Origin of the sequence: Paenibacillus sp. FSL R5-0766, assembly GCF_037971845.1 — a bacterium.
Taxonomy (GTDB): domain Bacteria; phylum Bacillota; class Bacilli; order Paenibacillales; family Paenibacillaceae; genus Paenibacillus.
Map to the genome: position 1 here is coordinate 6952197 of NZ_CP150227.1, position 26515 is coordinate 6978711.

Here is a 26515-nt window from a genome sequence, read left to right on the forward strand (position 1 = left end):
CTAACATTTGTAGCCCGTTCCATCGGTTTTCACTCGTTTTCTGCCGGAATAACGTCGCTGAGGTTCGTTAGATTTTGCATTCTAGGCTAATTCGGCATTTAAGGCGTGCCAGATTCCTTAGCCATTAGCCTGCTGCCCAAGGAACCTATCATCCCCCTTAGGCAGTTCACATCTTTAGACCAAAAGGTTATTCTGTACGCGTAATAATAAAATACAGCTACTCTTTGGTTCAAAGACTATAACCTATCAAGATACGGTAGTTTCCTCACCATTTCCGAATCGGATCACCCATACCGGAATCAGCTTTAGTCCGTCCTCAATCGAAGAAGGACGATAAGCCGGGTACACGTCCACAACCTGGCGATTCTCACCTGCGACCTTTTTAATAAGAGCCTTCAGCTTGTCTCCGCCAGGCAATTTGACCGATTTCTTCGTCTCTGCACCTTCGTTCAGGTATTCCAGCGATCGTTCATAACTGGATACCGTCTCCTGCTGCATCTCCATGCTGATCGTCCCAAAGCGGAACTGCATGGAATCCATAATTGGATAGCTGCCGTAATACTGCTGGAATTCAAGCCGCGTCTTGCTGTCGGCGGTCTCCAGCATCATGCGCGAACGGCCTTTCCAGCCACCATGCTGATTTACAAAATCAACCGCAGACAGCGCATCCTTCGCGGGATCAATCTGTCCCGCAGGCGGTGCCGCCGGATCAGTGTAACTGATCCAGCGCTGTTCCTGTTTTACCTGCAGACTACGCTTACTATCCGTATAGATCTCCGATCCATCTTTTTCCCGGATGTTCCGGGTCATGCTTGGATCAAAAAACAGACTGCGCTGCATCTGCTCAACAGTGAACTGACCTGTTGGCACATCCGCCTCAATCGTCTCCAGAGCTTCCGCCGGGATATAATACCCGCCATCCATCAAGGTATATGGCGTCCAGTTCGTACCAAAATCAACATGCTGCTGCACGTCTTGCACTGTCAGGTCTGCCTGCGTTGCTTCGTATACCACGTCTCCCTTGGCGCTGAAGAACAGCGCATGGGCCTTCGTTTCATTTTTGGACGTATAGATCGAGATTCGGTTAATGGTCTCCCCTTGGAACAAGGAATCCGTCCCAAGCCTCATCACCCGCTGTAACAATGCTACGGGAATACCTTCTTTGAACGATAGCTCAAACCCAGGGTTCTCCTTGCGAATCTGATCCCAGTTCACCGATTGCACACTGCGGCGCTGAAAATCATCGAACGCACGCCCCTGTAACCTTGAATAGATCAACTGATAGAACGTATTGCCAGGGTAAAACACCGTATGTTTATCCTCACCCAGATGAATAACCATCTGATCGGGGAAGATCAATTCTTCAATATTACGTTCCTGACCCATATTTTCCGTCTTCACATAGTTCGTCTCTGACGTCACAATGGAATCTCCGCCTCCGGGCAAACGGTAGATCAGAAAATAACTCTGAACCAGACTGGCTACAACAAGGGCAGCAAGCACCAAGGATTTAATCCGTTCCTTCACGGTGCTCACCCCCTTTCTCACGCATCGGCAGTGTGAACGTTACTGTCGTTCCCACATCTACCTCAGACTCCAGAGAGATGCTTCCATCATGTGCCTTCACAATTTCCCGGGCAATGGACAGTCCTAGCCCTGTGCCTCCCATACTGCGGGAACGAGCCTTGTCCACCCGATAAAACCGCTCAAAAATGCGATCCAAATCGCGCTGTGGGATACCCATTCCGGTATCCGATACCGAGATGGCAAGTGTATGTTCATCACTGCGTCTAGCTGCAATCGTAATGGTGCCGCCTTCCAATGTATATTTCAGCGCATTGGACACGACATTATCCAGCACCTGATCAATCTGGTCCCGATCCAGTGGAACAGCTGGAATATCATTCTCCACAGATAATACAGGCTGAATATCCTTCTGATGCATCTGGAATGAGAATCGATCCGTCACTTCCTCCAGCATTTCCAGGATGTCTGTTGGCTGTTTCCGTAGCAAAGCCTCTTTGGAATCAAGCCGCGATAAATGCAGCAGATCCGTAACCAGTCGTATCATTCGCTCCGTCTCGTTCTGAATAACACCCACGAAACGACCGGCAAGCTGCGGATCTTCCAGTGCACCGTCATCCAGTGCTTCCGCGTAACTCTTGATCGTAGTCAGTGGTGTACGCAGTTCATGGGATACATTGGCCACGAATTCACGCCGGGATGCCTCAAGCTCTTCCTGCTCGGTAACATCCTGAAGTACGGCAATCGTTCCCGTGATCCCCCGTTCACGCCGATGAACCGGTGTGAACGTCATTCGAATGACCACGGGCTCTTCTTGTCCTGCGGGTGCAATCTGTAGCAACGTTGAACCTGTAAAACCACTGGCGAGAGCTTCCGCATCCTCCGGATCAATGCCGAGTAATATGGCAAAATGTCTTCCTTCAATATCTGCAGGATGCATACCCAGAATGCTGCTGGCACGACGGTTTACGAGAATGACTTTACCATACTCATCCGTAGCCACCACACCATCACTCATATTCGTCAGAATGGAAGTCAACTTCTCCTTCTCCTCTTCATTCAATGAAAGTGCATCCCGAAGCCTGCTGGTCATATAGTTAAAAGCCCGACTGAGCTGACCAATCTCATCCGTGCCAAATACAGGTGTCTGCTGATCGAAGTTACCTTCTGCGACCGCTGTCGCTCTCCGCGTCACTTCCTTAATCGGCTGCGTTATCGTATGGGACAGGATCACGCCAAGCACCGCCGTTAACACCAAGGCAATCAGAATTCCGGAGATAAAAATTTTGTTGATTCCCTCCATCGTGGAATACAGCTCGTTCATGGATGCCGCGATGTAGACCGCGCCAATGATCTTGCCGCCGGACAGTACTGGCTTGGCGACGACCTTTTTGCGAACATTATCCTCGTCCACGATATATTCCTCATTATCCCGAATGCCTTGCAGCGCACGGCTGACGACGGTCTGGGTGTTTTTTCGCCCCACATAATCCGAATGTGAACTTAGCGAGGTCGTGAGTACCTTGCCGCTGGCATCCAGCACCTGAATCTCGGCACCGTTAATGTTGAACAGGTTGTTCACCAGCACACGCAGATTTTCCGTTTTGTCCTCGCCGGCCTCTGCTTCTCCACCCGCCATCGTCTCCCCCACGAGAACCGACAGCATTTCCGCACGCGCCTGCAAGTCTTCCGTAAAGTTGCTCGTTAGTGAGTTCTTCATCGCGCTCACAAAATAAACCCCGATCAATTGCATCGCAATCAGAATCAGCAGTACATAGATAATGATCAATTTCGCCTGAATCGTTCGAAAGAACGAGAATCGCGCGAATCGGCCCATTATATCCCCACGCTTTTGGCACTGCGCACGAGATAACCGAGCCCGCGGCGTGTCAGAATCGTTTCCGGTTTGCTTGGATTCTCCTCAATCTTCTCACGCAGACGACGAATCGTAACATCCACGGTGCGTACATCGCCGAAATATTCATATCCCCATACCGCTTGCAGCAGATGTTCCCGTGTCATAACCTTGCCGGAATGCTTCGCCATATAATAGAGAAGTTCGTATTCACGGTGGGTCAGATCGAGTGGTTCCCCGCCTTTGTAAGCCGTATACATGTCCATATCAAAAGCCAGATCAAACAGCCGCATGACCTGCTTCTCTTCGTCTTCATGCGCTTCTGCCGTAATCGCAAGTTTTTGCCGTCTGCGCATCTGTGCCTTCACCCGTGCAAGCAACTCACGTGTGCTAAACGGCTTCGTCACGTAATCATCCGCACCCAATTCCAGTCCGAGCACCTTGTCGATCTCGCCATCTTTGGCGGTAAGCATGATGATTGGCATCTCCAGATGAGCGCGCACCTCACGACAGACATCCATACCGTCCTTGCCCGGGAGCATCAGATCCAGCAGCATCAGATCCGGTTTCTCGGATAACGCCAGTTCAACCGCACGAATGCCATCAAATGCACAGATGACCTCGTACCCCTCTTTTTCCAAATTAAACTTCAGAATGTCCGCGATGGGCTGTTCATCGTCCACCACCAAAATCTTCCCCTGCATCGGCTAAGTTCACCCCTATATCCTGCTTAATCCGCGTTAGCGTTTATATCTCTCTTCTATGTTTAGCTTGTACCAAGCCTGCTTGATTTGTTTCTCTAGTTTGTTGTTTATACTCTCTAGTTTAACATACCTGAAGCACCGTCACATCCCGATCAGGGGCTTGGAAGGTCTTTCATCTGAAAATTTTTTACAGCAGCAAAAAACAAGGCCAGCATTATAGCCAACCTTGCTCTACTTAAGCTCTATATTAGTTCAGATACGTTAACGGATTTTCTACCGTTCCATTCTTAATAATTTCAAAATGCAGATGTGTTCCAGTCGAACGACCCGTGTTGCCCATAACGCCGATACTCTCGCCTTTTTCAACCACTTGTCCAACCTTAACGCCAATGCTGTTCAAATGTCCATACAGTGTTTCGTATCCGTTACGGTGGTTAATAATGATGACATTACCATAACCGCTTTTCTGTCCTGCAAAAGTAATTACACCCTCATCAGACGCTTTCACATCGCGGTTACCTACCAGATCGACACCTTTGTGCTGGCGACCCCAGCGTTGTCCGAAGCTGCTGCTCATCGTTGCATTTGATACCGGCCAAGCAAATTCACCTGAGCCTTCACCAACAACTTTTGTTCCACTAAGAACTACTTCGGTTACGGCGACTTTGATCACTTCCTGGCCAAGCCACTCTTCCTGAACCACTTCACCATTTTCTTTGGTTATACGGTACTGCATGCTTTTTAACCCGCTTTGTCCTGGACGCACGACTTTAGTTGTACCAGCTTTCAAATCGGCACTTTTGCGCACTTCCACTTGCGGTTTGATCTCAATCTGTTCAACAACCTGCTCAACCGACTTAACGGTTACTGCTGGTTTAGGCACGGTCAGGGTCAGTTCGTCTCCAATTTGAAGCGATGTTTCCTTGATGCCCGGATTATGCTGGCGAATCTCGCTTTGTGTAATTTCATACTTGGCAGCGATCGAAGAGATCGTATCTCCTTCACGAACCACATAAGTTACAGGCGCGTCTTTACCAACGGTTAAAGCTTTAACCGCCTCGGACACATCCCATATTTTATTTGGATCAGCCTTCACCACATCTGTCGCTACATCTTCCTTGATGCCTACCGACTTCAGGGTTGTGCTTGGTCCCTCCTCTTTCTTCGAGGAGTTAGCCGATACCGACTTCGTCTTAAGCGAACTTCGCACAGCCGATGCCGATATGTATTTGCTCTGCACTTGTTCCAGGATTGCATCCGCTGTTGCCTGATCCTTCACAATGCCGATGACTTCACCATCTACCTTGAGCTCCACACCTTTGGCGTAGGCTGTCAGCATGTCACCCAGTTTGTCTAGCGTCTCGTCACTGTTCACTTCAGGTTTGTACGCTCTTACCGTTTCGGTTGTGATGCCATCCGTGTTCAGCACCATCTCTGCATCCGGATATTTATGTTGATATTCCTCAGTTTTGTCTGTAAATAGTTGTTGTAATTGTGCCTCATCTGCAATGGTACCAATCTCGCTACCTTTAACCATTACTTTATAGTACGGTACGGTGTTTGCAGTAACATATTGTTTGCCTGCGAACCCGAGCGATGCTGCGATGAATACACCACATGCTGCTGTAATGATCCATTTGCGCGAGGCCAGAACGCGCTTCTTATTCACACTGAAGGTGGACATGCTCATGTTGTTTTTGTCTTCGGCCGTCCGGTGTTCCCCGGATTGTTCGTGTACCCGGTCTTTGCCCGGTTGGCGTATGCCTCTGAAACCTTTCATGATTCTCTCCTTTTCAGCACTTCTCAGTTCGCATTTCTGTCAAGACATCACCCATCGTGTCTGTCCCATGCTCGTTGATACTTGTATTGGGTGTCCGCAAAATCAGGACTTTAGCTGCGCTCGTAAAAGTGTCAAAATTTTAACCTTTTATCACACCCGTATACTTTAACACAGGTTTTACACTCATTTCAACTCTACACGTCACACCGTAAAGCCACGCCCCGCTTGGTTTCCCTGAATTATCCATAAGATAGTACGGCTGGCCCATCACCCATTATGCCTCAACATCCGCTGTACTATGTACTTTTGTCCACAAATTAAGACTAGGTTCTAAGACCCAGTGAAATATGCTTTATTTTTCATAAAAATACAAATAAAATCCCTCACCAGATCAACTCTGATAAGGGATTACGTAAACAACCTGTTTGTGGTTTATCTTAAAACTGGATTTCATCTCATGCCACAATAGATATTAACTTTTATGTCGCTATTCTTTGGCTGCAAGAATTACAAATCGCTTCTGCTGTACTTCCCAGAATCCATTTTGCTCCATCTCCATATGAATATCCATTAACCGCTCACGGAAATGTTCAACTTTGAAATCAGGTACTTGCCACGGGATGGTCTTTAGATAATATACCAGTGCGCCTATATCATAGAAACGCTGCGCGGGAGTTGCTTCCCGTTGCTCCAGAATACGGAATCCACACTGTTCCAGCTGAAGAACAGCACGATCCAGTTCCCATTCAGCGTAATCGGCTGGCATAGGAATGCCGAGCCGATCATTGATCTCCCTGCAATCTGACCAACCTACCTGTTGAGTCAGAAACAGTCCTCCTGCGGATAGAATCCGCCTAACTTCCTGCTCATCATACGACTCATGCCGATTAAGAATCAGATCAAATTCCCCTTCTGAGAAAGGGAGATGCGAATCATCAATCACCGGAAACACCTTCACACCGAGCGGCTGTAAACGTGCCTCTGCAATCGGTATATTGGGGAGATAACCTTCGGTCGCACATGTATATGGAGGAAGGGGGCGAAGTCTGGACAGCATTTCTCCTCCACCAGTCCCCATGTCGAGCATTCGTTCTGTCTGATTCAATAATCGGCGCGCCATCGTTCCATATGACCAAGGCAATATTCCGCTCTGGAGTCGCCCACTCCCTGTTACATAGCTAAAATCCCAGCCACTAAACGGCTGCTCCGCCTCTTGCAGCCCTTGCTCGTATCGCTCTTTCGCCGCCTCGGCAAACTCTTTTACTGATGGTTCTGAATTAGAATGATATAAGTTCATGTTCAATACAACCTCCAATTAGTATATTCGGAAACACAAGTCCATCGGTTCTCTTGAAAGCACCTATGAACGGAGGTCCACGAATTGAACTGGAGGTTTCTGCAATGTTGCCTGAACGTTTTTATATGTCGTGTTCTTTACCTTTATACTTCATACGATGTTCCCTCCTGAATAGGCTATACAATTTCCAGTATTTATTTAAATAGATTATATTCAATCACCATCGACAAGTCCATTACATTATGAATCAGGCGATACGTCTATGAGCACGCCTGTCTTCCCTGCCTGCCTATCATCTTACTCCGTTTGCAATACTTCCATCAGGTTGTCGTACTCTTCACTGGTCAGGTACTTCGAGATCACCTGTTCAATCTCACGTAATTCCTGTTCCGTCAGGCCACCTTCCATGGCGCCTGAGATCTGCTGCATTTCTTTCTGCGGCAGCTTGTTCATGAGCAGGCTGAAGATTTTTTCTTTCTCCTCTGCTGGCAGCTTGTCCTTCGCTCCTGTAATGTCATCCGGTGATACAACAATGGCATCATTGCCTGAAGAAGCACCGCCGCTGGCCGCTCCGGTTCCATTGCCTGAAGCTGAACCACTACCCTGATCTGTTCCTGAGTCATTACCCGTTCCGGTATCCGTCCCATTGCCTGCACTTGTGCCTGAGTTCGATCCTACGGTCGTATCTGTACCTGAACCTTCCCCTGTGCCCTCATTTGAGCCGCTCCCTTGGGACGCATCGTTGCCTGCATCTACGCCAGATTGACCACTCTCTGTCCTATTCCCCATAACTGAAACAGCGTCTTCCGGAACCTGCTCTTCGTCCGCTCCTGTCGGCTGGTCTGTCGTCCCATTTCCCGATTTATTCCCCTCGTTGGTTTTACCGCCCAAGGCACCTTGGAACATGGCGGTTAACCCCAAGGGTTGGCCTTCCCACTGAATATTGAAACTTGCGAGTAGCGACTTCGCATATGACTGTACAATTAATCCGGTCGTGAGCAGTGTCAGTGAACTGACCAGCAACACGGTTAGCACGATTTTGACAAACCACACAAGCAACTTCATTCCGTTCTCTCCCTCCGATTATCCCACCCGTCTAACATGCGCATGTCGGGGTCTGTGACTCTACTGTTAACCAGTATTGACGGAAATCTCGGGATTATATCCGAAAAACATACAAAAAACCTCCAGTCATCGCTATAAAAGCAACAACTGGAGGCTTAACATGCCTAAATCGGCAAAGGATTCTATTTTATAATTCAAGAAACAATCTCTCTATCTTCGATTACTCGTAGATTGGAAGAACTTGATTCGTTTGCTCACGGTTACGTCCAACGGAGAAGATGGCAATTGGAATGCCTGTCAGTTCGGAAACACGTTTTACATAATTCTGTGTGTTCACTGGCAGGTCTTCAAGTTTCTTCGCTCCAGTAATATCTTCGCTCCAGCCTGGCATCTCTTCGTATACCGCTTCACATTCTGCCAGCATTTTGAGGCTTGCCGGATAGTGTGTGATGACCTCGCCTCTGAATTTGTATCCTGTGCAGATTTTTACGGTTTCCAGACCTGTCATTACGTCCAGAGAGTTCAGGGACAGACCTGTAATTCCACTGACACGACGCGCGTGGCGAACAACAACACTATCGAACCAACCTACACGACGTGGACGTCCAGTTACCGTACCGTACTCATGTCCAGTCTCACGGATTTGGTCGCCGATTGCATCATGCAATTCCGTAGGGAATGGGCCATCTCCTACACGCGTTGTGTAAGCTTTCGCTACCCCAATGACTTGTTGAATACGAGCCGGGCCTACGCCAGAACCGATACATACGCCACCTGCGGACGGATTGGATGATGTAACAAATGGATAAGTTCCTTGATCAAGGTCCAACATAACGCCTTGTGCACCTTCAAACAATACTTTTTTGTCCTCATCAATATATTCGTTCAGAACAACCGATGTATCACGTACGTAAGGACGCAGAATTTCGGCATATCCGAGGTAATCTTGCAGAATCTCTTCCACATCAACAGGCTGGCCGCCATAGACTTGCTCGATGACACGGTTTTTTTCTTTGACCAGATGACGCAGTTTCAGTTCGAAGTCTTCAGCATCCAGCAGGTCAACCATCCGAATACCAATACGGGCTGATTTGTCCATATAACATGGGCCAATTCCTTTGCCAGTCGTACCAATTTTGTTCGGACCTTTGCTCTCTTCTTCCAGTGCATCCAGTACCATGTGATATGGCAGGATGATATGTGCGCGCTCACTGATGGACAGGTTTTTCGTTGTGAAATCATTGTCATGAATATAGTTAATTTCTTCGATGAGTGCCTTCGGGTTGATAACCATTCCGTTACCAATCACACACGCTTTATCCGTGTAGAAAATCCCTGATGGAATCATCGTCAGTTTATATTTTTTGTTATCAATCAGAATTGTATGACCCGCATTGTTACCACCTTGATAACGAGCTACCACATCAGCGCTCTCCGCCAAATAATCCGTAATTTTACCTTTTCCTTCGTCTCCCCATTGCGTTCCCACTACAACTACCGTTGACATAGTTAACATTCCTCCGTGGGTGCCTTGCGCACCTTTGTATTGGTCTGTCCGTCCTCTATCCCGGCAGGCGTGTTACGCAAAAAACCGACTGAGAAGCGTGCTAACGGACAGTAAAAATGTCCTTCCGTTACATTCAAGGGAAGGTTTGCGCTGCTTTAACGCAGCAGTATTAGTGTACCAGTACCCTTTTTCAAAGTCAAATCAAATGGCGAACAATTAGATATAGTACAACTGTAATGTTCGGGATTTACCCATTATTTCGACACAAAAAACCGGAGACTTCAGTCTAAGCTTGCTTGACTGCTATCACCGGTTCAAGGATACCCATTTCAATGTGAATCTATATCTGGTATTTATAAGACCTGTTTGAGTTCAGTTGCTCTAATAGTTGATCTTCGGGACAAACGATTCTGGCTTCTTGATCGAAGCCGTCAGCACCTGCCCGTTACATCGCGAAGGCGTCATTGTGCGCCCTCTCGTAATTGACGAATTTATTAAAGTTTTTCAGGAAGACCAGTTCTACCGTACCTACCGGACCGTTACGCTGTTTAGCGATAATGATCTCGATAATATTTTTCTTCTCGGTCTCCTGGTTATAGTAGTCATCCCGGTACAGGAACGCTACGATGTCGGCATCTTGCTCGATCGAACCCGATTCCCGCAAGTCACTCATCATCGGACGTTTGTCCTGACGTTGCTCTACACCCCGGCTCAGCTGGGACAAGGCAATAACCGGAACTTCCAGTTCCCGGCCAATCTGTTTCAGTGTACGTGAAATCTCGGATACCTCTTGTTGACGGTTCTCCCCTGCTTTACCACGTCCACTAATCAGTTGAAGATAGTCGATCAGGATCATGCCAAGGCCTTTCTCTTTCTTCAAGCGACGGCATTTGGCACGAATATCCGCTACGGTAATCCCTGGCGTATCATCTATGAAGATGTTGGCTTCTGACAAAGCGGCAATACCCATCGTCAGCTTCTGCCAGTCCTCATCACCTTTGAAGTCACCCATACGCATTACGCTGGCATCCAGGTTGGCTTCCGCACAGATCATACGTTGTACCAGCTGGGCAGCTGACATCTCCAGACTGAAGATAGCTACCGTCTCCTGTGCCCGAATGGCAACGTTCTGAGCGATATTCAGGGCGAAGGCCGTCTTACCTACGGAAGGACGGGCCGCTACAATGATCAAGTCACTGCGCTGGAATCCGGCAGTCATCTTGTCCAGATCGATAAACCCGGACGGAATACCTGTCGTTGTACCCTTATTCTGATGAAGTGTTTCCACACGATCGAATACTTCCATCAGTACGTCCTGAATGGCTATAAAACCACTACTGGAGCGACGGTTGGAGATCTCCAGAATGCGACGTTCAGCTTCTCCGAGCATCGCTGCAACATCTTCGCCGCCTGTATATCCTTCGCTCACGATCTGTGTTGCCGTACGAATCAGGCGACGCAGCATCGATTTCTCTTCGATAATCTGAGCGTAGTAGTCTACGTTCGCGGCTGTAGGTACACCATGGGCTAGCTTCGCCAGATAACTAACGCCACCGATGTCCTCCAACTCACCTTTATCCTTCAGAAGCGAAGTCAGTGTCACGAGGTCAATCGGTTGATTTCCCTCACCAAGCTGGATCATCGCTTCAAAAATTAATTGATGGGGCTTATCATAGAAATCCTCGGTTTGCACCCGTTCCATCGCTGTAATCAGGGCCTCGCCCTGCAACAGGATTGCACCCAGCACGGCCTGTTCGGCTTCCAGGTTCTGCGGGGGAATCCGGTCGAATAACATTTCTCCGCTCATCTTACTCTTCCGTTACCTGTACCTTCAAGGTTGCCTTCACTTCAGGGTGAACCTTGACAGTTACTTGTGTTACGCCGAGTGTACGAATAGGCTCGTCCAGCTCAATTTTGCGTTTGTCTACTTTCAGACCCTTTTTAGACAAAGCTTCTGCGATCTGTTTGCTCGTAATGGCGCCAAACAGACGACCACCTTCGCCGGACTTGGCTTTCAGTTCAGTCACTTCTGCTTCCAGCTTTTTCGCAAGTGCTTCCGCTTCCGCTTTCTCTTCCTGTTTGAGTCTTTCTTCAGCCGCCTTCTGGTTGTCCAGTGTCTTCATGTTGCCGTCTGTTGCCAGACGTGCGATTCCCCGTGGCAATAGGAAGTTCTGTGCGTAACCCTCAGATACTTCTTTCACTTGCCCTTTCTTGCCTTGACCCTTCATATCTTTTATAAAAATGACTTTCATTCGAACAGCCCCTCTTCCTTTTCGATTTCAGCCAGTACGTTCGTCAGCCGTTTTTCTGCCTCTCCAAGCGTTCCTTCAAGCTGCACGGCAGCATTCGTCAAATGTCCGCCACCGCCCAGTCGTTCCATGACAACTTGAACATTCATGCGCCCCAGCGATCTCGCGCTGATGCCAATCAGTCCATCCGGACGCTCACTAATCACAAATGAAGCGACCACGTCAGTCATGTTCAGCAATGTATCCGCCACCTGAGCGATCATCATCTGTGAAATCTTGCTACCAGGGTCTGTGACCGCCAGCGCAATGTTTCCATATACCATTTTAGCATGCTTTATGATTTCTGCCTTAGCAATATATTCTGACAGATCCTCTTTCATCAACCGCTGGATCATAATGGTGTCCGCACCGCTACGGCGCAGGAAGCCTGCCGCTTCGAACGTTCTGGACCCCGTGTGCAGTGCAAAATGCTTCGTATCTACTGTAATTCCGGCAAGTAGAGCCGTAGCTTCCAGCGGAGTGAATTGTACCTTATCATGAATGTATTGCAAGAGTTCGGTTACCAATTCGGCAGCAGAGGACGCATAAGGTTCCAGATAGATCAACACTGCGTCATTGATGAACTCTTCACCCCGGCGATGGTGATCCACAACGACGACACGGGTAGCAGACTGTACCAGTTTTGGCTCCATGGTCATGGAGGCCTTATGAGTATCCACCACCACCAGCAACGTGTGCTCGGTCATCATCTGGGTTGCCTGTTCCGGTGATACAAATGCTTTGGACAACTTCTCGTCCTTGTTCACTTGCTCCATCATGCGTTCAATCGATGGATTAATTCCATCCAGAACAATTCGTGCTTCCACATTGTACAGACTGGCCGCTTTCCACACGCCGATGGATGCGCCGATCGCGTCCATATCCGGAATTTTGTGCCCCATGATGAGCACCCGATCGCTCTCCTGCATGAGATCACGCAGCGCGTGTGCAATAACGCGGGCTCTTACCCGTGTCCGTTTCTCCACTGCGTTAGACTTGCCGCCATAGAAAGACAAGCGTTGTCCGGACTTCACGGCAGCCTGATCACCACCACGTCCAAGCGCCATGTCCAGACTGGACTGTGCTAATTCTCCCATCTCGCTGATGCTATCCGATCCAAACGCAAGTCCAACACTGAGTGTCATTGGCACTTTGAGGTCAGCAGTCATCTCCCGAACTTCATCCAAAATGACAAATCGGCTCTGCTCCAGTTCCTGCAAAGACTTATGATTCAGCATCAACAGATAACGATCAGAAGACAGACGGCGCAGGTACACTTCGTACCGCTTGGCCCATGACGTAATTTCGCTGGTCACTCGGGCAATCAGTGCTGTACGCTGTTGATCGTCCATGCCTTGGGCAGCCTCGTCCAGATTATCCAGAACGAGAATTCCCAACGCAAGGCGTTCATTTTCATATTTATCACGAAGAATGGCTAGCTCCGTAATCTCGTATACATATACATACCGCTCCTGCGGATTATGAATAACTCCATAATGCCGATCATCCAACTGGAATTCGTCATGCAACTCCTTGGATGAATGTTCCTTCGTCCCATCCTTCTTCTCTTTAGGCTGAGGAAGTTTGGGAAACATATTAAGTAGCGGATTACCCACCATTGTCTTCTCCTGGAACATCTCCGCGACAAAGCGGTTATGCCACTCTACCGTACGATCTTCGCTGTACAGCACAATTCCGAATGGAAGCATGCTGACCGCTTCCCCCTCCATCCGTTTGATCCGAATAGATAGGCCATTAATGTAGTCGTTAAGCTCACGGCGGAACGCGAGCTCCGCCTTAATCATGACGATTCCCAGCGCCGAAGCCAGTATCAGACTAATCAAACCAAGCGTCCAGTTATAAATGGTAACGAACATAACGAGCAACAGCAGCAGTATGAACGCCCATACGGTATAGTAGCCGTGCCAGCGTTTCTTCAGAAATTTAGGCATGACTCATCACCCTATCGTTTTGATTTCGATATTGCCTCACGAAGCGGGAACGCCAGATCGATAATTCCGATAATCCGAAGCGGACCAATGAAGAAGACCGCAGCCGCCAGGAAATATGGTATAACCGGATTCCATTTCTTTGTATGTGAGAGAAAGAAGAAGAAACCGATCGCTTGAATCATGAAGCCCAGATTAATTAACGGGGACAGATTCATGGCAATCATGGTCCAGTATGTTCCATCACTTTGTCTGGAGATCACTTCGATCAAGAGAGCAAGGAAATAATACCAGATCAATGCACGCGGCATACGCCATTCTCTCGCTGGTGGAAGCTTCGATACCACCACACCCATCACGTTCAGGATCGGACGAGCTATGGCGTGTGTAATAAAGGCCATTACCATCGATGTGACAACGAGAGCAAATGGAATCATAAGCTGTGTTTGTTTCGCAACATCCTCGGTCATCTCAGGTGTCCATGCAAACCCGTTGATCATTTGATTCGATGTATTGGTTAACGGTTCAATGGTCAACTTGACCACATCTTCAATATAACTGGACAGGTCGAATTGGAAAATGACACTGCCGACCAAGAGCAACAACAAGTATTCTGCCAACATCATGCCACTTCCCGCCATCAGGGCGAACAGGGCTGATTTGCGTGTTTTATACGCGTGGCCCATAACGATCGCAGGCAGGGTAAAGATGAGCAATAGTAACAGATAGATGGGGTGGAATACGACCAAAATAACAGCTACGGGCACGAGATGCCATATAAATGATTTTAAAGATAATGAAGCATACAAAATAACTCCCGGAATCATCATAAAAAATATGGCAAGTACCGATAAAGGAGTTAACAGCGAAAGTAGCAAGAGCAGATAGACTGCGCTCCAAACAGCTGATTTAAAGCTAAATTTCAACAAATTCACCTCTTACGCATATGATCTTCTAGCGCGGAAATATCCTGGTACCAGTCTTCAAGCTGGTGACCTTCCTGTTTATGCTTTTTTAACTTCTCAACTAGCAGTGCATCCAGATCCTTGAAAGGAATACCGAGCCTGCGGCCCAATATGTAACTACTCATAATCAAACTGGCAAGACTGTCCCCGATTCGAGTTGTACTGCCTTCCCATAACGCCTTGAATAATCGGGATACCTGATCAAGTACTTCGGTTTTCAGCCATTCAATCACTTTAGCGCGTTTGGCTACATCCAGTTCTTTAGGCATTTGGCGAAAGTCACTCTCCCCCGAAAAAGCTTTATTCTCGATTATAGCATAAAAAGAGGGCCCGCAAAATTACCCCAAAAAGCGGAGAAGTTCTCCGAAACTGATGTCAGGTACTTATGCGGAGTCCTCCGTACATCCTAGCGACCTATATATTTGTAAAAAACTTCGAATGCGTCCCTGGTTCAGGACTTCTTAAGTTTAACATGATACCGGACGGCTGTGATTATCCCTCATGACACAATAATGTTTAAATTCGTAACCACCTTACTTCGCCTTGATCGATTCTTTGGCTACAATGCCCTCGCAGTACTCAATAATCTGACTCCGTCTGACAATACCAATGAACCGATCCATATCATCGACCACAGGAACAAAGTTCTGAACTTTAGCCAGATTAATCAGGTCCTCCATGTTGGCGTTAATGGATACGGGTTTAATATCCAATCTAAGGGGAACGTCCTTGAGCAAGAACTTTGAAGCGTTTTCAAATGAAATCTTTCCCTCGGCATTCTTCATATACCAAAGTAAGTCGCCTTCGGTAACCGTACCAATATATTTGCCCTCTTTATTCAAAATGGGTACCGCCGTAAAACGATGATATTCCATCCGTTCCAACGTTTGTCGCAGCGTAGAATCCGACGTCACACACGTAACCTCTTGTTTGGGTAGCAAAAAAAATGCAATGTTCATACCCTTGTGTATCCTCCTTGTGAATTTCTTCGTTCAACTTATCTCGCTCAACTTATATTATACGGATCAGAACGCAGGATGTTCCAAAAGGATAATAGTTCTCACTACAAAGAAAAAAAACAGCAGCCCGCGAATAAACGTACTGCTGATTGTGGTCTACAACACATCATTGGTATGGAATTGGTTATTCAATCTTTTGCCGGTCAGGGATCATTACTTCACCGGCTGGGGTCGATTGATCCATCCAGTTGTTAATCAGCTCTTTGGCATATTGGACATCTTTCTCGTCAGCCTGACCATAATAGATACCGTCTTTTTTCATCCCCTCACCCAGAATGGTGAAGCTTGAAATCTGCGGTTTCTCCTGAGTAAGCACTTGTTTAGCCAGATCAATAATGAAAGAAGCTCGCATATCCGTCTGGAAGCTGTCTCCCATGATCTGAATCAATTCCGGAATTTTGGCGATTTGATTCAAATTCAGCATTTCATTCGCCATCGCGTTGAGGAAAATCTGCTGCCGCTTGGTACGATTAAAGTCGCTATCCTCACGGTATCTTACATAATACAGTGCTTCCTGCCCGTCATAGATCGGCTTACCGCCTTCAATCGTGAATTGCACATGATCCGGGTTTTTGTTCACAATGTCCTCATCAATTGGCAGTTTTACACCACCAAGCGCATCAACCACTTTTTTGATTCCGTCGAAGTTGATCGTTGCATAATAACCCACGTCGGCATCAAGAAATTTCTCCACCGTATTGATGGACATATTCTCCCCACCAAAAGCATAGGCATGCGCCAGCTTATCATAATCATCTACGCCGTCCTTGTTGGCATCGCGTCCCACAATCTGCACATACGTATCACGTGGAATGGATACCAACAGCACACGGGACTCCTTGGGACGTACTACAGCATAGATGACGGTATCCGAACGTCCACGCGTTTTCTCATAGGCGCGTTTATCCGAACCGAGCAGTAATACGGAGAATGGTTCCTTACGGTATACCGTTGGATCAGGCGTGTTGTTGCCTTCTTGCGGTACATAAGAGCGGGATAGCTGATCTTCTACCGAACCGGCGAGAAACAGATCAAATGCCGCTACAGCCAGTTGCTGACGGAACAAATACCCTCCTATTAATAAAACAACAAGTGAAACGAGCGTTATATATAGGCCTTTTCTTCTTTTCTTCTTTTCTTTAGTTCTGCTTTTCATCCATTAATTCCTTCTTCACTATCAAAATGATACTGCCTACTATATAAGCTTCATCTAATATTTACACTAATAACGGAGAGGTCAGAAAAAACCTGAAGAAGCGTAGCTAAAAGCTTTCTGAAAGAAAGCTGCATCGAAAGCACACGCTTCGCCTTTATCAACGGATTTTTACCTTTTGATTAAAGGTAATTTAAAAAAAATCTGGGGATAACAGCGATCGGAAGGTTATTCTGAACTCGCAGTGATGAAGTGTAACGATTCGTTCAACTTATATAATACCAATTAAACGTCTGGGTTGCCTTGTGACTCGGTGTTCTCTGAAGTTTTCTCTCTCTGGAATCAAGACACCGCTTACGCTCGTTCTATTGTAATCATTGCAGGAGCAAGAAAAGTTACAATCCGGTTAAATTGAAAAGAACAGCGACTCCTTTTTAGCTACAAAAGGTACACTGTTCTCTTCATTTCTAACGTTATCGAATCAGTTTGTGGATATACTTTCCACATGTTGGCTCTTCTCTTTTTGACGCAGACGTCCCGTTATAAGCGAAGCTACCAGCGTAAGCACACTGAATACCACCGCAGACCAGAAAAGGCCATTGTAACCCTGCCCTGTCGTTTGATGCACTGCCTGGAGCAACACATCACGGATACCTGCATCAGGAATCTGGGACAGGCCCTCTGTCAGACTGGATACATCACTCCCTGATGCTCCACCCGAGGCATATTGCTCCAGCATTTCAGGCGGCACCTGAATTCCTTTGTCAGCGAATCCTGTCTGAATGTTGGACCCCAGATTAATGAAAGAACGTGCCAGGAATCCAGCGAAAATCGTAGGTGCAATAGCCATCGCCATCTGGCGGAATAACGAGCTGGTCGCTACCGCGATGCCTTTGTTGTTCTCCCCTGCCTGTTCCGTGACAAGTACGTTAACTGGCGCACCAAGCATCATGCCGAAGCCGATACCTACGAGTGTACTCGCGATGACAAATTGCCAGATATGCTCCACCCATAGCGGGAACAGCAGGAATCCAATCGCAGATAGCAGCCCCGCAACGGATAACGTCCAGATTGGCCCTTTACGGTCAACCAGATATCCACCTCCACCTGCCCCGATGCCAGATGCCAGTGCGAGCGGAGTAAACCAGTACCCGGAAGCTGTATTGGATACACCAAGATATTGTTCAACAAATCCGGGAATAAAGATCACCGAGGCCAGAATGGCTCCGGAGAAAAAGGCAATCAACAGCGTCCAGCGAAAGGACGCAATGCCCAGAAGCTGTGTCGATACAACAGGTTCACGTTCAGATCCTTCCAGCCTTTTTTCCATGAAGTAAAAGAGCACCAGAATGATCACACCTGCCAAGAAGAAACCGTAGAACATCGGTGATCCCAAGCTTTGAAGCATGTTCACACCGTCCAGATTGCTGAAGCTATACATTAAACTGAGTACACCCAACGTTAGGACAGCAATGCCGCTCCAGTCCACTGCTGCACGATTCAGTTCCTGCTCTTCCTGAATATATCGAATACCTGCTATGAATAGCAGAATGGCGATAGGTACATTGATCAGGAATAACCAATGCCAGTTGCCCGTAAGATCCAGTATAAAAGCACCGACATTTGGTCCCAAAATAGCGGCAACACCATTCATCCCTCCGAGCAGACCCAAGGCTGTACCTTGTCGCTCCGCCGGGAACTTGCTTAATACGTATGAGCTGGCAATGATAAAGATCCCCCCACCGCCCAGAGCTTGAATGACACGAGCGATCAGGAAGAAGGTAAACGATGTGCTCAACGCGACGAGCAGGGACCCGATTCCAAACAACGCCACTTCAATCAGAAATAGTTTCTTGCGGCCATAACGGTCCGACAACTTGCCCGCAATAGGAACACTCACTGCGAGCCCAAGCGTGTAAAGCGTAATTGTCCATGCTCCCCATGTTGGCGACACACCAAATGATGCATTTAAGGTGGTCAGTGAAGAGGTGATGATCCCGTTATCCAGCGCAGCCATAAATACCCCTATGGCAAACAGGATTAGCGGCCATTTCATTTGTTTTTGCATCACATATTACCTCCCGATCAGATCATAAATTCAGTATCGTACAGTTGGTTTGGTACATATATATTAAACTGAATTGAATAATAATGACTCACTGGTCATTTTAAAACAAAAGAAAACCATATGTCAATTTAATAATATGGATATATGGCTCAATTTACCTCCGATTCGCTAAAATAGAGCTGCCACACGTTCAGTCGAGCCTGTGAGACAGCCCTCATATCTTATCTAACGTACTAACGCTTGCGTAATGCTTCAATAATTGGTCGGACTCAGTTTCCCGAAAATCCATAGTTGAACAACTTCCGTGTCTCCACAAAACGCCCTTCACGAGTATCTGTTCCAAATACAACTGAAATTAGTCTTTTGCCATCACGTTCAGCTGTCCCCACAAAATGATATCCGGAATCTTCATCGTACCCGGTCTTCAATCCGTCATTCCCATCATAAGCATACGGCCCACCAATAGAGGACAACATCCAGTTCGTGTTACTCATGTACATCCCTTTTTGATGCATTGATACTTGCATTTGACTGGAGATTCTTAAAATCTCGGGATGGTTATTCAGCAGATATCGCGCAAGCTTGCATGCATCTATAGCCGTCATTAAAGTCTGCCCTTGTATTTCCATCGGACGGTTAGGACCAAGCAACTTTTCACTGAGGCCCGTTGAATTCGTGAATTGTGTATCCTCAGACAGCCCAATCTGAGTTGCTTTCTGATTCATCTGTTGCACAAACTTCTGCTCTGTACCACTGATATGTTCAGCCAGAGCAACCGCTGCATCATTGGCTGAATAGACAGCTACGACCTCGAACAACTCCTGAACGGTGAATTGCTCTCCCTGTTTCAGGGTCAGTTGACTGCCCCCCACGGAGCTGGCATACAGACTCACATTAACAAGATCATTCCAGCCTATATCACCATTGATCACGGCCTCCATTACTAACAGTTCTGTCATCAACTTACTGACGCCTGCCGGAGCAATCCCTTCGGAGCCGTTATAATCCATTAAGATCTGTTCAGAATTCATATCCATTAATACCGCAGATTCAGCTTTAATTCCCGGTTTACCTACCAGCATGTCCGGTTTCACACCCAAATATATAATAAGCAAGAGAGCCAGCAGCATACCTGCCCGTTTCCACCATTTTTTCATAAGATGATCACCTCTTACCTATATAGACGAAGTAAAGAGGCATTTTGTCTGCACTTTTTTGAAAAAAAGTTAAATTTTTTTTATTTTTTGGTTACAAAAAAACATGAACCCCATACACCCATGCCAGAGTGTACAGAATCCATGTTTTTAAAGACACTTTTTAACATTTCCCAGGAGAATTCTTCATTAATAATCTAGCAACCGACTTCTTAAAGGACCCCAATCCTTACAGCTGCTAATCTAAGAATGTGTTACTCAGCTACAACTGCTTTGTCTGCATTAACTTGCAGGTCGCTCAGGTAAACGCCTGTTCCATCACCAATCGCATAGTTCATTACACGTTTGTTAACTGGTGCTACAACTGCACGATACAGTGTAGGGAATACAGGAACTTCATCTACCATGTATTGCTGCCATTGATTGTAGATCTCTTTACGCTTGTCTACATCAAATGCTTCAGCAGAGATACCTTGTGCCAGCAATTTGTCATTCTCTTCGCTGGAGAATCTGGAGAAGTTGTAGAGTGCATCGCGGCCATACAGACCAGATGGATCTACGTCAATACCAACGCCCCATGCTGCTTGATACACATCAATATTCGGATCATCTTTACCTGTGTTACCTACACGGTCATAGAAGCTGTTGAATTCAACCATTTCCAGGTTTACTTTCAAACCAATAGCTGCCCATGATTGAACATAATAACGAGCCAATGGTTCAGCTGTGTCGCCACCAGTCATGGATACAAAGTTGATTTCGAGTGGTGTTCCATCCGGATTCGTACGGAATTCACCATCCAGTTTGTAACCAGCTTCGTCAAGCAATGCTTTCGCTGCTTCTGGATCATATGCTACACCCGGATTGTTGGAATCATGGAATTCTGGGTGAGACGGTGGAATCAGCGTTGTTGCATTCCAACGCAGACCATTATAGAAACGTTTACCTACTTGATCGTTATCTACAGCCATCCACATTGCTTTACGCAAGTTTTTGTCGCCCATTTTTGCTTCGGCATTGCTTACAACTTTTCCGTTCTCTTCATCCCACGTACCCAGTTTGAAACCGATGTACGTATAAGCACGATCGATTGTGCCCAGGAATTCTACGTTGGACAGGTTAGCATTGTCTTTGTATTGATCTGTCGGGAATGCATCCACGAGATCTACCCCGCCAGATTTCAGTTCTTGAACAACCGTTGTCGGGTTGATAACTTTCAGAGTTACACCATCCAGTTTTGGAGCTCCACGCCAGTAGTCATCATTTTTAACAAAAGTTACAGACTCACCTGGAGTGATCACATCCACTTTAAATGGACCAAAACCAATTGGTTTTTCACGTACTTCTTTGGAAGAAGACATTTTGGCTACATCCATATCTCCGAAGATATGTTTAGCCAGTGGATATGTCCATACGCCACCTGTCAGCAGGGACGGAGTAGATTCTTTATACGTAATGCTGATTTGTTTGTCGCTCAGCACTTTAATACCAGAGATTGTTTTTGCTTTTCCAGCATGATACTCGTCCATACCTACTACACTAGTGAAGTTGGAGTCGTAACGTGGACCATCATACGCTTTGTTACCGATCACTTCATAAGCAAACTGCAGATCTTCAGCCGTTACCGGCTTGCCATCATGCCAGTTTACATTGTCGCGAATGGTCAGTGTGAACGTTTTGCCATCTTCGGAAGTCTCATATGTTGCAGCACCATCATTGGTGTACACATAGTCTTTATCCCAAGTCAGCAAGCCTTCATCGAACCATTGAAGAACCTGTGCATCCGGGTTACCGGAATAGAAGTTAAAGTTCAGTGTACCTTCAAAAGCAGTATCTGATACAAGTCCGAATGTAATCGATCCACCTTCGATCGCAGTACCCTCATTCGTTTTGACATTGTTGAAGTCTTCAATGGAGTAAACGCCCTCTTCATTAGCAGGTTTTTCCTCCGTTTTTCCCTCTTCTGTGTTGGAAGCTGGAGCTGGAGTAGCTGCTTCTTTCTCAGAGCACGCTGCGAGCACCAATACAAAGACCAACATCATCGTGAAAAATAGTCCCCGTGAAAATAATCCCTTTTTCATGAACCTTTCCTCCCTTTTTTTAACCTCTTCTTTGTCTTGCATCAGTCGCACGCTTTAGGGCTTGACCGACATTATTTATACTCAACATCAATACCAGAATCAGTACCGATGCGGGTAGCCATATCCACCATCTGGATTCCAGGGTTTGCGGATTACGTGCATAACTTACGAGTGTTCCAAGACTAGGCGTACTTTCGGGAAAACCAAACCCTAGGAAAGACAGCCCGGATTCGAGGCCAATGTTGGCAGCGAGATTCAATGTCATCGTTACGATGATAATGGAACTCAGATTCGGAAGAACCTGTGAGAGCATAATCTTCAGATGAGAAGAGCCCAATGTTTTTGAAGCTTTTACATAATCCAGTTCCCGTTCCTGTAATGCTTTGGAGCGAATCAATCTGGCGATACCCATCCAGAGAAATGCCGTCATGATAAGAGAGAACGAGATGATATTGTATTTCGGTACTGCCGTAACAAACGCAATAACAATCATCAACATGGGAAGGATCATGAAGAAATCAACAACACGCATAAACAGGTTGTCTATCATTCCACCGAAATAACCGGATAAAAGGCCAATTAAGATACCTATGAAGCCAGTCATTAACGTTACGATAATTCCAATGGTCAGGGAGTTACGTGTACCGATGACCAGTTGGCCAAATACATCACGACCTCCATAGTCCGTTCCAAGCCAATATTTCGCGGATGGCGGTTCATATAAGGCAAACAGATCCACGCGTACGATATCATCCTGATTCAGAATGAGAGACGTGCCATATACCAGCAACATGACCAAGCCCAAGAAAATGAGCGAGATTAGTGCCACCTTATCTCTGACAAGCTCCCTCCATAAAATACTCAAGCTGGAGGGGCTTTTATCAACCTTTTGTGAAGTTACAACTACCTCGTTGGCCTTGCTCATCTTGTTTTCACCCCGAAATCTTCAAGTTCTTACTTGATCCGTATACGTGGATCTACAATTCCCAGAATTATGTCAGACAGCAATGCCCCAAGAATGGAAGCTACGCCATACAACAATACGAGTGCAGTCACAACGCTGAAGTCACGCAATGAGATGGAACTCAGGAACAACTGCCCCATACCTGGATAACTGAATATACTTTCGATAAATACCGTGCCTCCGATAAGTCCTGTGATCTCATATCCAAAGAACGCGGCGATAGGTAATAGTGAATTCCTCAAGATATGCCTGTTGTAGATCCGAGATTCCGAGGCACCTTTGGCTCTGGCAGTAATAACGAATTCCTTATGCTTGATATCAATGATTTCACTACGTAAATATTGAACCGTAGATACCGTTGTAATCAGTGCCATGGATAGTGCCGGCAATAATAGATGATAGAACTTACTCATTACATAGCTGAATGTGCCTGGTGTAAGTCCTGGCGCAACGCTACCTCCTGTCGGGAACCAGCCGAAGTGGAATCCGAAGATCCATACCATCACCAGTGCGAAGATGAACAATGGTGCGGCAAACCCCAGATAGGTGTATCCCGTGATCAACCGATCAGACCAGGTATCGTTGTAACGACCGCTGATGATACCCAGTGGAATAGCGATCAGGTAAGTCAGTACAAGTGTCGCCAGTGCGAGCCAGAATGTATTTGCTACACGCTGACCGATCAAGTCGGTAACCGGCATTTTGAAACGGAAGGATTGCCCAAAATCACCTTGGATGGCGTTTTTGATCCAGTCCCAATATTGCACATACCAAGGATTATTCAATCCCAATCTCTCTCGCTGGGCTTCCAATGCTTTGGGATCAACGCTTGGATCAAGCAATCCCGTTAGTGCATCGCCCGGCATGGCCTTGGCCATCAGAAAGACCAAAAGACTAAGTAAAAAGATCTGAGGGATCATTATGATAATTCTGCGTACTATCGTTTTCCACATATGGCCTTCAACCTTTCTGAGGTAGAGCTACTCGGTGAGTATCGGAAATGGATTTGAGCGAGTATGCAAGCCCTTCCTCATCAAAGAAATTTCGGTATGAATGTTCATACTCGGATTTGACCTGTTGACGGAAGGCTACCATTTCCTCTCGTTTGGTTGGGTCCATATCCGGAATGGCTGCAATAAGACGTTTGGTATAGATGTGTTGCGGATTCTCAAAAATATCATTTGTTGTGCCCTGTTCCACATATCGACCTTTATACATAATTCCAATCTCATCACACATATGGCGGATGATGCCCAGATCGTGACTGATGAACAGATACGTCAGATTTAATTCCTTTTGAATTTCCTGCATGAAGTTGAGTACCTGAGCCTGTACCGATACATCGAGTGCAGATACAGGTTCATCAGCGATAATTAACTTCGGCTTCAGTGCAATAGCCCGTGCAATGCCGATCCGTTGACGCTGCCCCCCTGAGAATTCATGCGGATATTTGTAGATTGATTCCGGACTCAGGCCAACCTTTTCAAGTAATTCTCTTACTTGTCTTTTTTCCTCGGTAGCTGTCAGACGCTCATAGTTACGGAACGGCTCAGCGATGATATCGATAACCCGCTTCTTTGGATTCAGTGATGAATATGGGTCTTGAAAAATCATTTGTACATCACGCTGGAGCTGCCTGTTCTTACGTCGCTCCGTAGCCAGATTTTTGCCATTAAACAGAATCTTTCCGTCAGTGACATGGTTTAGTCCAATAATGGCTCTGCCTGTTGTTGTCTTACCTGAACCTGATTCGCCAACCAGACCATAGGTCTGTCCTTCTTCAATGGAGAAGCTAACATCATCAACAGCCTTTACACTGCCAATTTCCCGTTTAAGCAATCCACCGCGAATCGGAAAGTGTATCTTGAGCCCTTCTACTTCGAGTAATGCCATTATGTTATTCCTCCTCAGCTTTGGTCAGGGAAATGAAAGTGCTGGTAACAGGTACACCGTACAAAGTGACCTGGTGCAATTTCATGCATCTGTGGGTTCTCTTCATGAGCCGATTCACTAATCCATGGAATTCGGGCTTTGAATCTGCACCCTTTGCGAGGAAGATTTTTGAGTGATGGTACGATGCCTTGGATGACATGTAATTTGGATCTTTCTTCAGACAGGGTGGGAATAGAGTTCAACAGTGAGCGGGTATATGGATGCTTCGCATCGTTCATCAATGTGAAGATATCTGCGATTTCAACAATTTCGCCTGCATACATAACTGCAACGCGATCAGCCATCTCAGCTACGACACCCAGATCATGTGTAATGAGAATAATGCCTGCGTTAATTTCATTCTTCAGATCACGGATCAGCTCCAGAATCTGTAGTTGAATCGTAACGTCAAGCGCCGTCGTTGGTTCATCGGCTATGAGTAGTTCCGGTTTGTTGGCAATCGCAATGGCAATAACAATTCTCTGTCTCATACCACCAGATAGTTCGTGGGGATACTGCTTGTATATTTGTTCGGGACGTGGAATCCCTACCTGATTCAATAAGTGAATGACCTTTTCTCTCTTCTCTCTGGAAGACAGCTTGGGCTGATGAAGTGTGAGAATCTCTTCAATCTGTTCACCAATAATCATTAGAGGATTTAGTGCGGACAATGGGTCCTGAAAAATCATGCCCATTTCTTTACCGCGTAGCTTGTTTAACTTGCTTGGGGAGATGTTGGCAATATCTTGTCCTTTATAGAGAATCTGGCCTTCGATTTTTGCTTTGTTGTGCAAACCCATAAGAGAGAATGCAAAAGCACTTTTACCTGACCCGGATTCACCTACAATCGCCAACACTTCATTTTTCTTCACCGTAAGGTTAACGTGATCCACTGCTGCATAATAGTCATCTTCAATTCTGAATGATGTTGTTAGATTTCTGACTTCCAATAGCTCTGTATTCAAATCAATCACCCTAACCCCATAATTTCCGTAGATTGTATTCGTGTGTAGAGGAATGCATCCACTGTATATTTCCAAGTTCTTGAAGATAACGAACAATAGCTTATACAAAATACCAAATTGTTAGGAGAAACAAGTTTAAGAGACTCGTATTTAGACCATTGGTCAATTAATGTTGATAATTCCTAGCGGAATTATATATCAAAATAATTAATGTAATCATACGTGTAATTTTAGCTAACGTCAAT

General features: G+C 46.4%; 21 protein-coding genes. All 21 read right to left on the bottom strand.

Features of this window, described 5'->3' with window-relative positions; all coding sequences use genetic code 11:
- Positions 1-246 precede the first annotated feature (246 nt).
- The 21 genes from yycH to MKY66_RS30020 all read right to left on the bottom strand — a co-directional run bounded on the left by yycH (position 247) and on the right by MKY66_RS30020 (position 26270).
- On the bottom strand, positions 247-1527 hold the full coding sequence (gene yycH, locus MKY66_RS29920) for a two-component system activity regulator YycH (RefSeq protein WP_076216659.1): 1281 nt from the start codon (positions 1525-1527) through the stop codon (positions 247-249).
- Positions 1511-3361 carry a cell wall metabolism sensor histidine kinase WalK gene (gene walK / locus MKY66_RS29925; RefSeq protein WP_076216658.1) on the bottom strand — a complete coding sequence of 617 codons (1851 nt, stop codon included), beginning with the start codon at positions 3359-3361 and terminating at the stop codon, positions 1511-1513. The genes yycH and walK overlap by 17 nt, the downstream gene beginning before the upstream one ends.
- Complete coding sequence (gene yycF / locus MKY66_RS29930) at positions 3361-4083, bottom strand: response regulator YycF (RefSeq protein ID WP_017691453.1); 723 nt, start codon at positions 4081-4083, stop codon at positions 3361-3363. The genes walK and yycF overlap by 1 nt, the downstream gene beginning before the upstream one ends.
- A gap of 247 nt (positions 4084-4330) precedes the next feature.
- Entirely contained in the window at positions 4331-5863 is a 1533-nt protein-coding gene (locus tag MKY66_RS29935; RefSeq protein ID WP_143760398.1) for a peptidoglycan DD-metalloendopeptidase family protein, read from the bottom strand.
- Positions 5864-6350: 487 nt separating this feature from the next.
- Positions 6351-7160 carry a class I SAM-dependent methyltransferase gene (locus tag MKY66_RS29940; RefSeq protein ID WP_256704361.1) on the bottom strand — a complete coding sequence of 270 codons (810 nt, stop codon included), beginning with the start codon at positions 7158-7160 and terminating at the stop codon, positions 6351-6353.
- 297 nt (positions 7161-7457) lie between these two features.
- The gene (locus MKY66_RS29945; protein WP_076216657.1) at positions 7458-8225 is read right to left on the bottom strand and encodes a hypothetical protein; all 768 of its coding nucleotides are present in this window, start codon (positions 8223-8225) and stop codon (positions 7458-7460) included.
- 220 nt (positions 8226-8445) lie between these two features.
- Positions 8446-9732 carry an adenylosuccinate synthase gene (locus MKY66_RS29950; RefSeq protein WP_036671866.1) on the bottom strand — a complete coding sequence of 429 codons (1287 nt, stop codon included), beginning with the start codon at positions 9730-9732 and terminating at the stop codon, positions 8446-8448.
- A gap of 445 nt (positions 9733-10177) precedes the next feature.
- Positions 10178-11539, bottom strand: coding sequence for a replicative DNA helicase (gene dnaB / locus MKY66_RS29955; RefSeq protein WP_076216656.1), 1362 nt, complete (start codon positions 11537-11539; stop codon positions 10178-10180).
- 1 nt (position 11540) lies between these two features.
- Positions 11541-11984 carry a 50S ribosomal protein L9 gene (rplI, locus tag MKY66_RS29960; RefSeq protein WP_036611925.1) on the bottom strand — a complete coding sequence of 148 codons (444 nt, stop codon included), beginning with the start codon at positions 11982-11984 and terminating at the stop codon, positions 11541-11543.
- The gene (locus MKY66_RS29965) at positions 11981-13972 is read right to left on the bottom strand and encodes a DHH family phosphoesterase (RefSeq protein ID WP_076216655.1); all 1992 of its coding nucleotides are present in this window, start codon (positions 13970-13972) and stop codon (positions 11981-11983) included. The genes rplI and MKY66_RS29965 overlap by 4 nt, the downstream gene beginning before the upstream one ends.
- A gap of 11 nt (positions 13973-13983) precedes the next feature.
- Positions 13984-14895 carry a DUF2232 domain-containing protein gene (locus MKY66_RS29970; RefSeq protein WP_036612044.1) on the bottom strand — a complete coding sequence of 304 codons (912 nt, stop codon included), beginning with the start codon at positions 14893-14895 and terminating at the stop codon, positions 13984-13986.
- A gap of 5 nt (positions 14896-14900) precedes the next feature.
- Positions 14901-15203, bottom strand: coding sequence for a MazG-like family protein (locus MKY66_RS29975; RefSeq protein ID WP_017691445.1), 303 nt, complete (start codon positions 15201-15203; stop codon positions 14901-14903).
- Between the two features lie 264 nt (positions 15204-15467).
- The gene (locus MKY66_RS29980; RefSeq protein ID WP_017691444.1) at positions 15468-15893 is read right to left on the bottom strand and encodes a CBS domain-containing protein; all 426 of its coding nucleotides are present in this window, start codon (positions 15891-15893) and stop codon (positions 15468-15470) included.
- 184 nt (positions 15894-16077) lie between these two features.
- Positions 16078-17109, bottom strand: a complete 1032-nt coding sequence (locus MKY66_RS29985; protein ID WP_076216653.1) for an LCP family protein — start codon at positions 17107-17109, stop codon at positions 16078-16080.
- A 478-nt stretch (positions 17110-17587) separates the two neighbouring features.
- The gene (locus MKY66_RS29990; protein ID WP_076216651.1) at positions 17588-19174 is read right to left on the bottom strand and encodes an MFS transporter; all 1587 of its coding nucleotides are present in this window, start codon (positions 19172-19174) and stop codon (positions 17588-17590) included.
- A 269-nt stretch (positions 19175-19443) separates the two neighbouring features.
- Positions 19444-20331, bottom strand: coding sequence for a D-alanyl-D-alanine carboxypeptidase family protein (locus MKY66_RS29995; RefSeq protein WP_076216649.1), 888 nt, complete (start codon positions 20329-20331; stop codon positions 19444-19446).
- Positions 20332-20582: 251 nt separating this feature from the next.
- Complete coding sequence (locus tag MKY66_RS30000) at positions 20583-22409, bottom strand: oligopeptide ABC transporter substrate-binding protein (protein WP_076216647.1); 1827 nt, start codon at positions 22407-22409, stop codon at positions 20583-20585.
- 19 nt (positions 22410-22428) lie between these two features.
- Positions 22429-23334, bottom strand: a complete 906-nt coding sequence (locus MKY66_RS30005; RefSeq protein WP_036611941.1) for an ABC transporter permease — start codon at positions 23332-23334, stop codon at positions 22429-22431.
- Positions 23335-23363: 29 nt separating this feature from the next.
- Entirely contained in the window at positions 23364-24326 is a 963-nt protein-coding gene (gene opp4B, locus MKY66_RS30010) for an oligopeptide ABC transporter permease (protein ID WP_036611942.1), read from the bottom strand.
- Between the two features lie 7 nt (positions 24327-24333).
- Positions 24334-25266, bottom strand: a complete 933-nt coding sequence (locus MKY66_RS30015) for an ATP-binding cassette domain-containing protein (RefSeq protein WP_017691436.1) — start codon at positions 25264-25266, stop codon at positions 24334-24336.
- A gap of 14 nt (positions 25267-25280) precedes the next feature.
- Entirely contained in the window at positions 25281-26270 is a 990-nt protein-coding gene (locus tag MKY66_RS30020) for an ABC transporter ATP-binding protein (RefSeq protein ID WP_076216673.1), read from the bottom strand.
- Between the last annotated feature and the right edge of the window lie 245 nt (positions 26271-26515).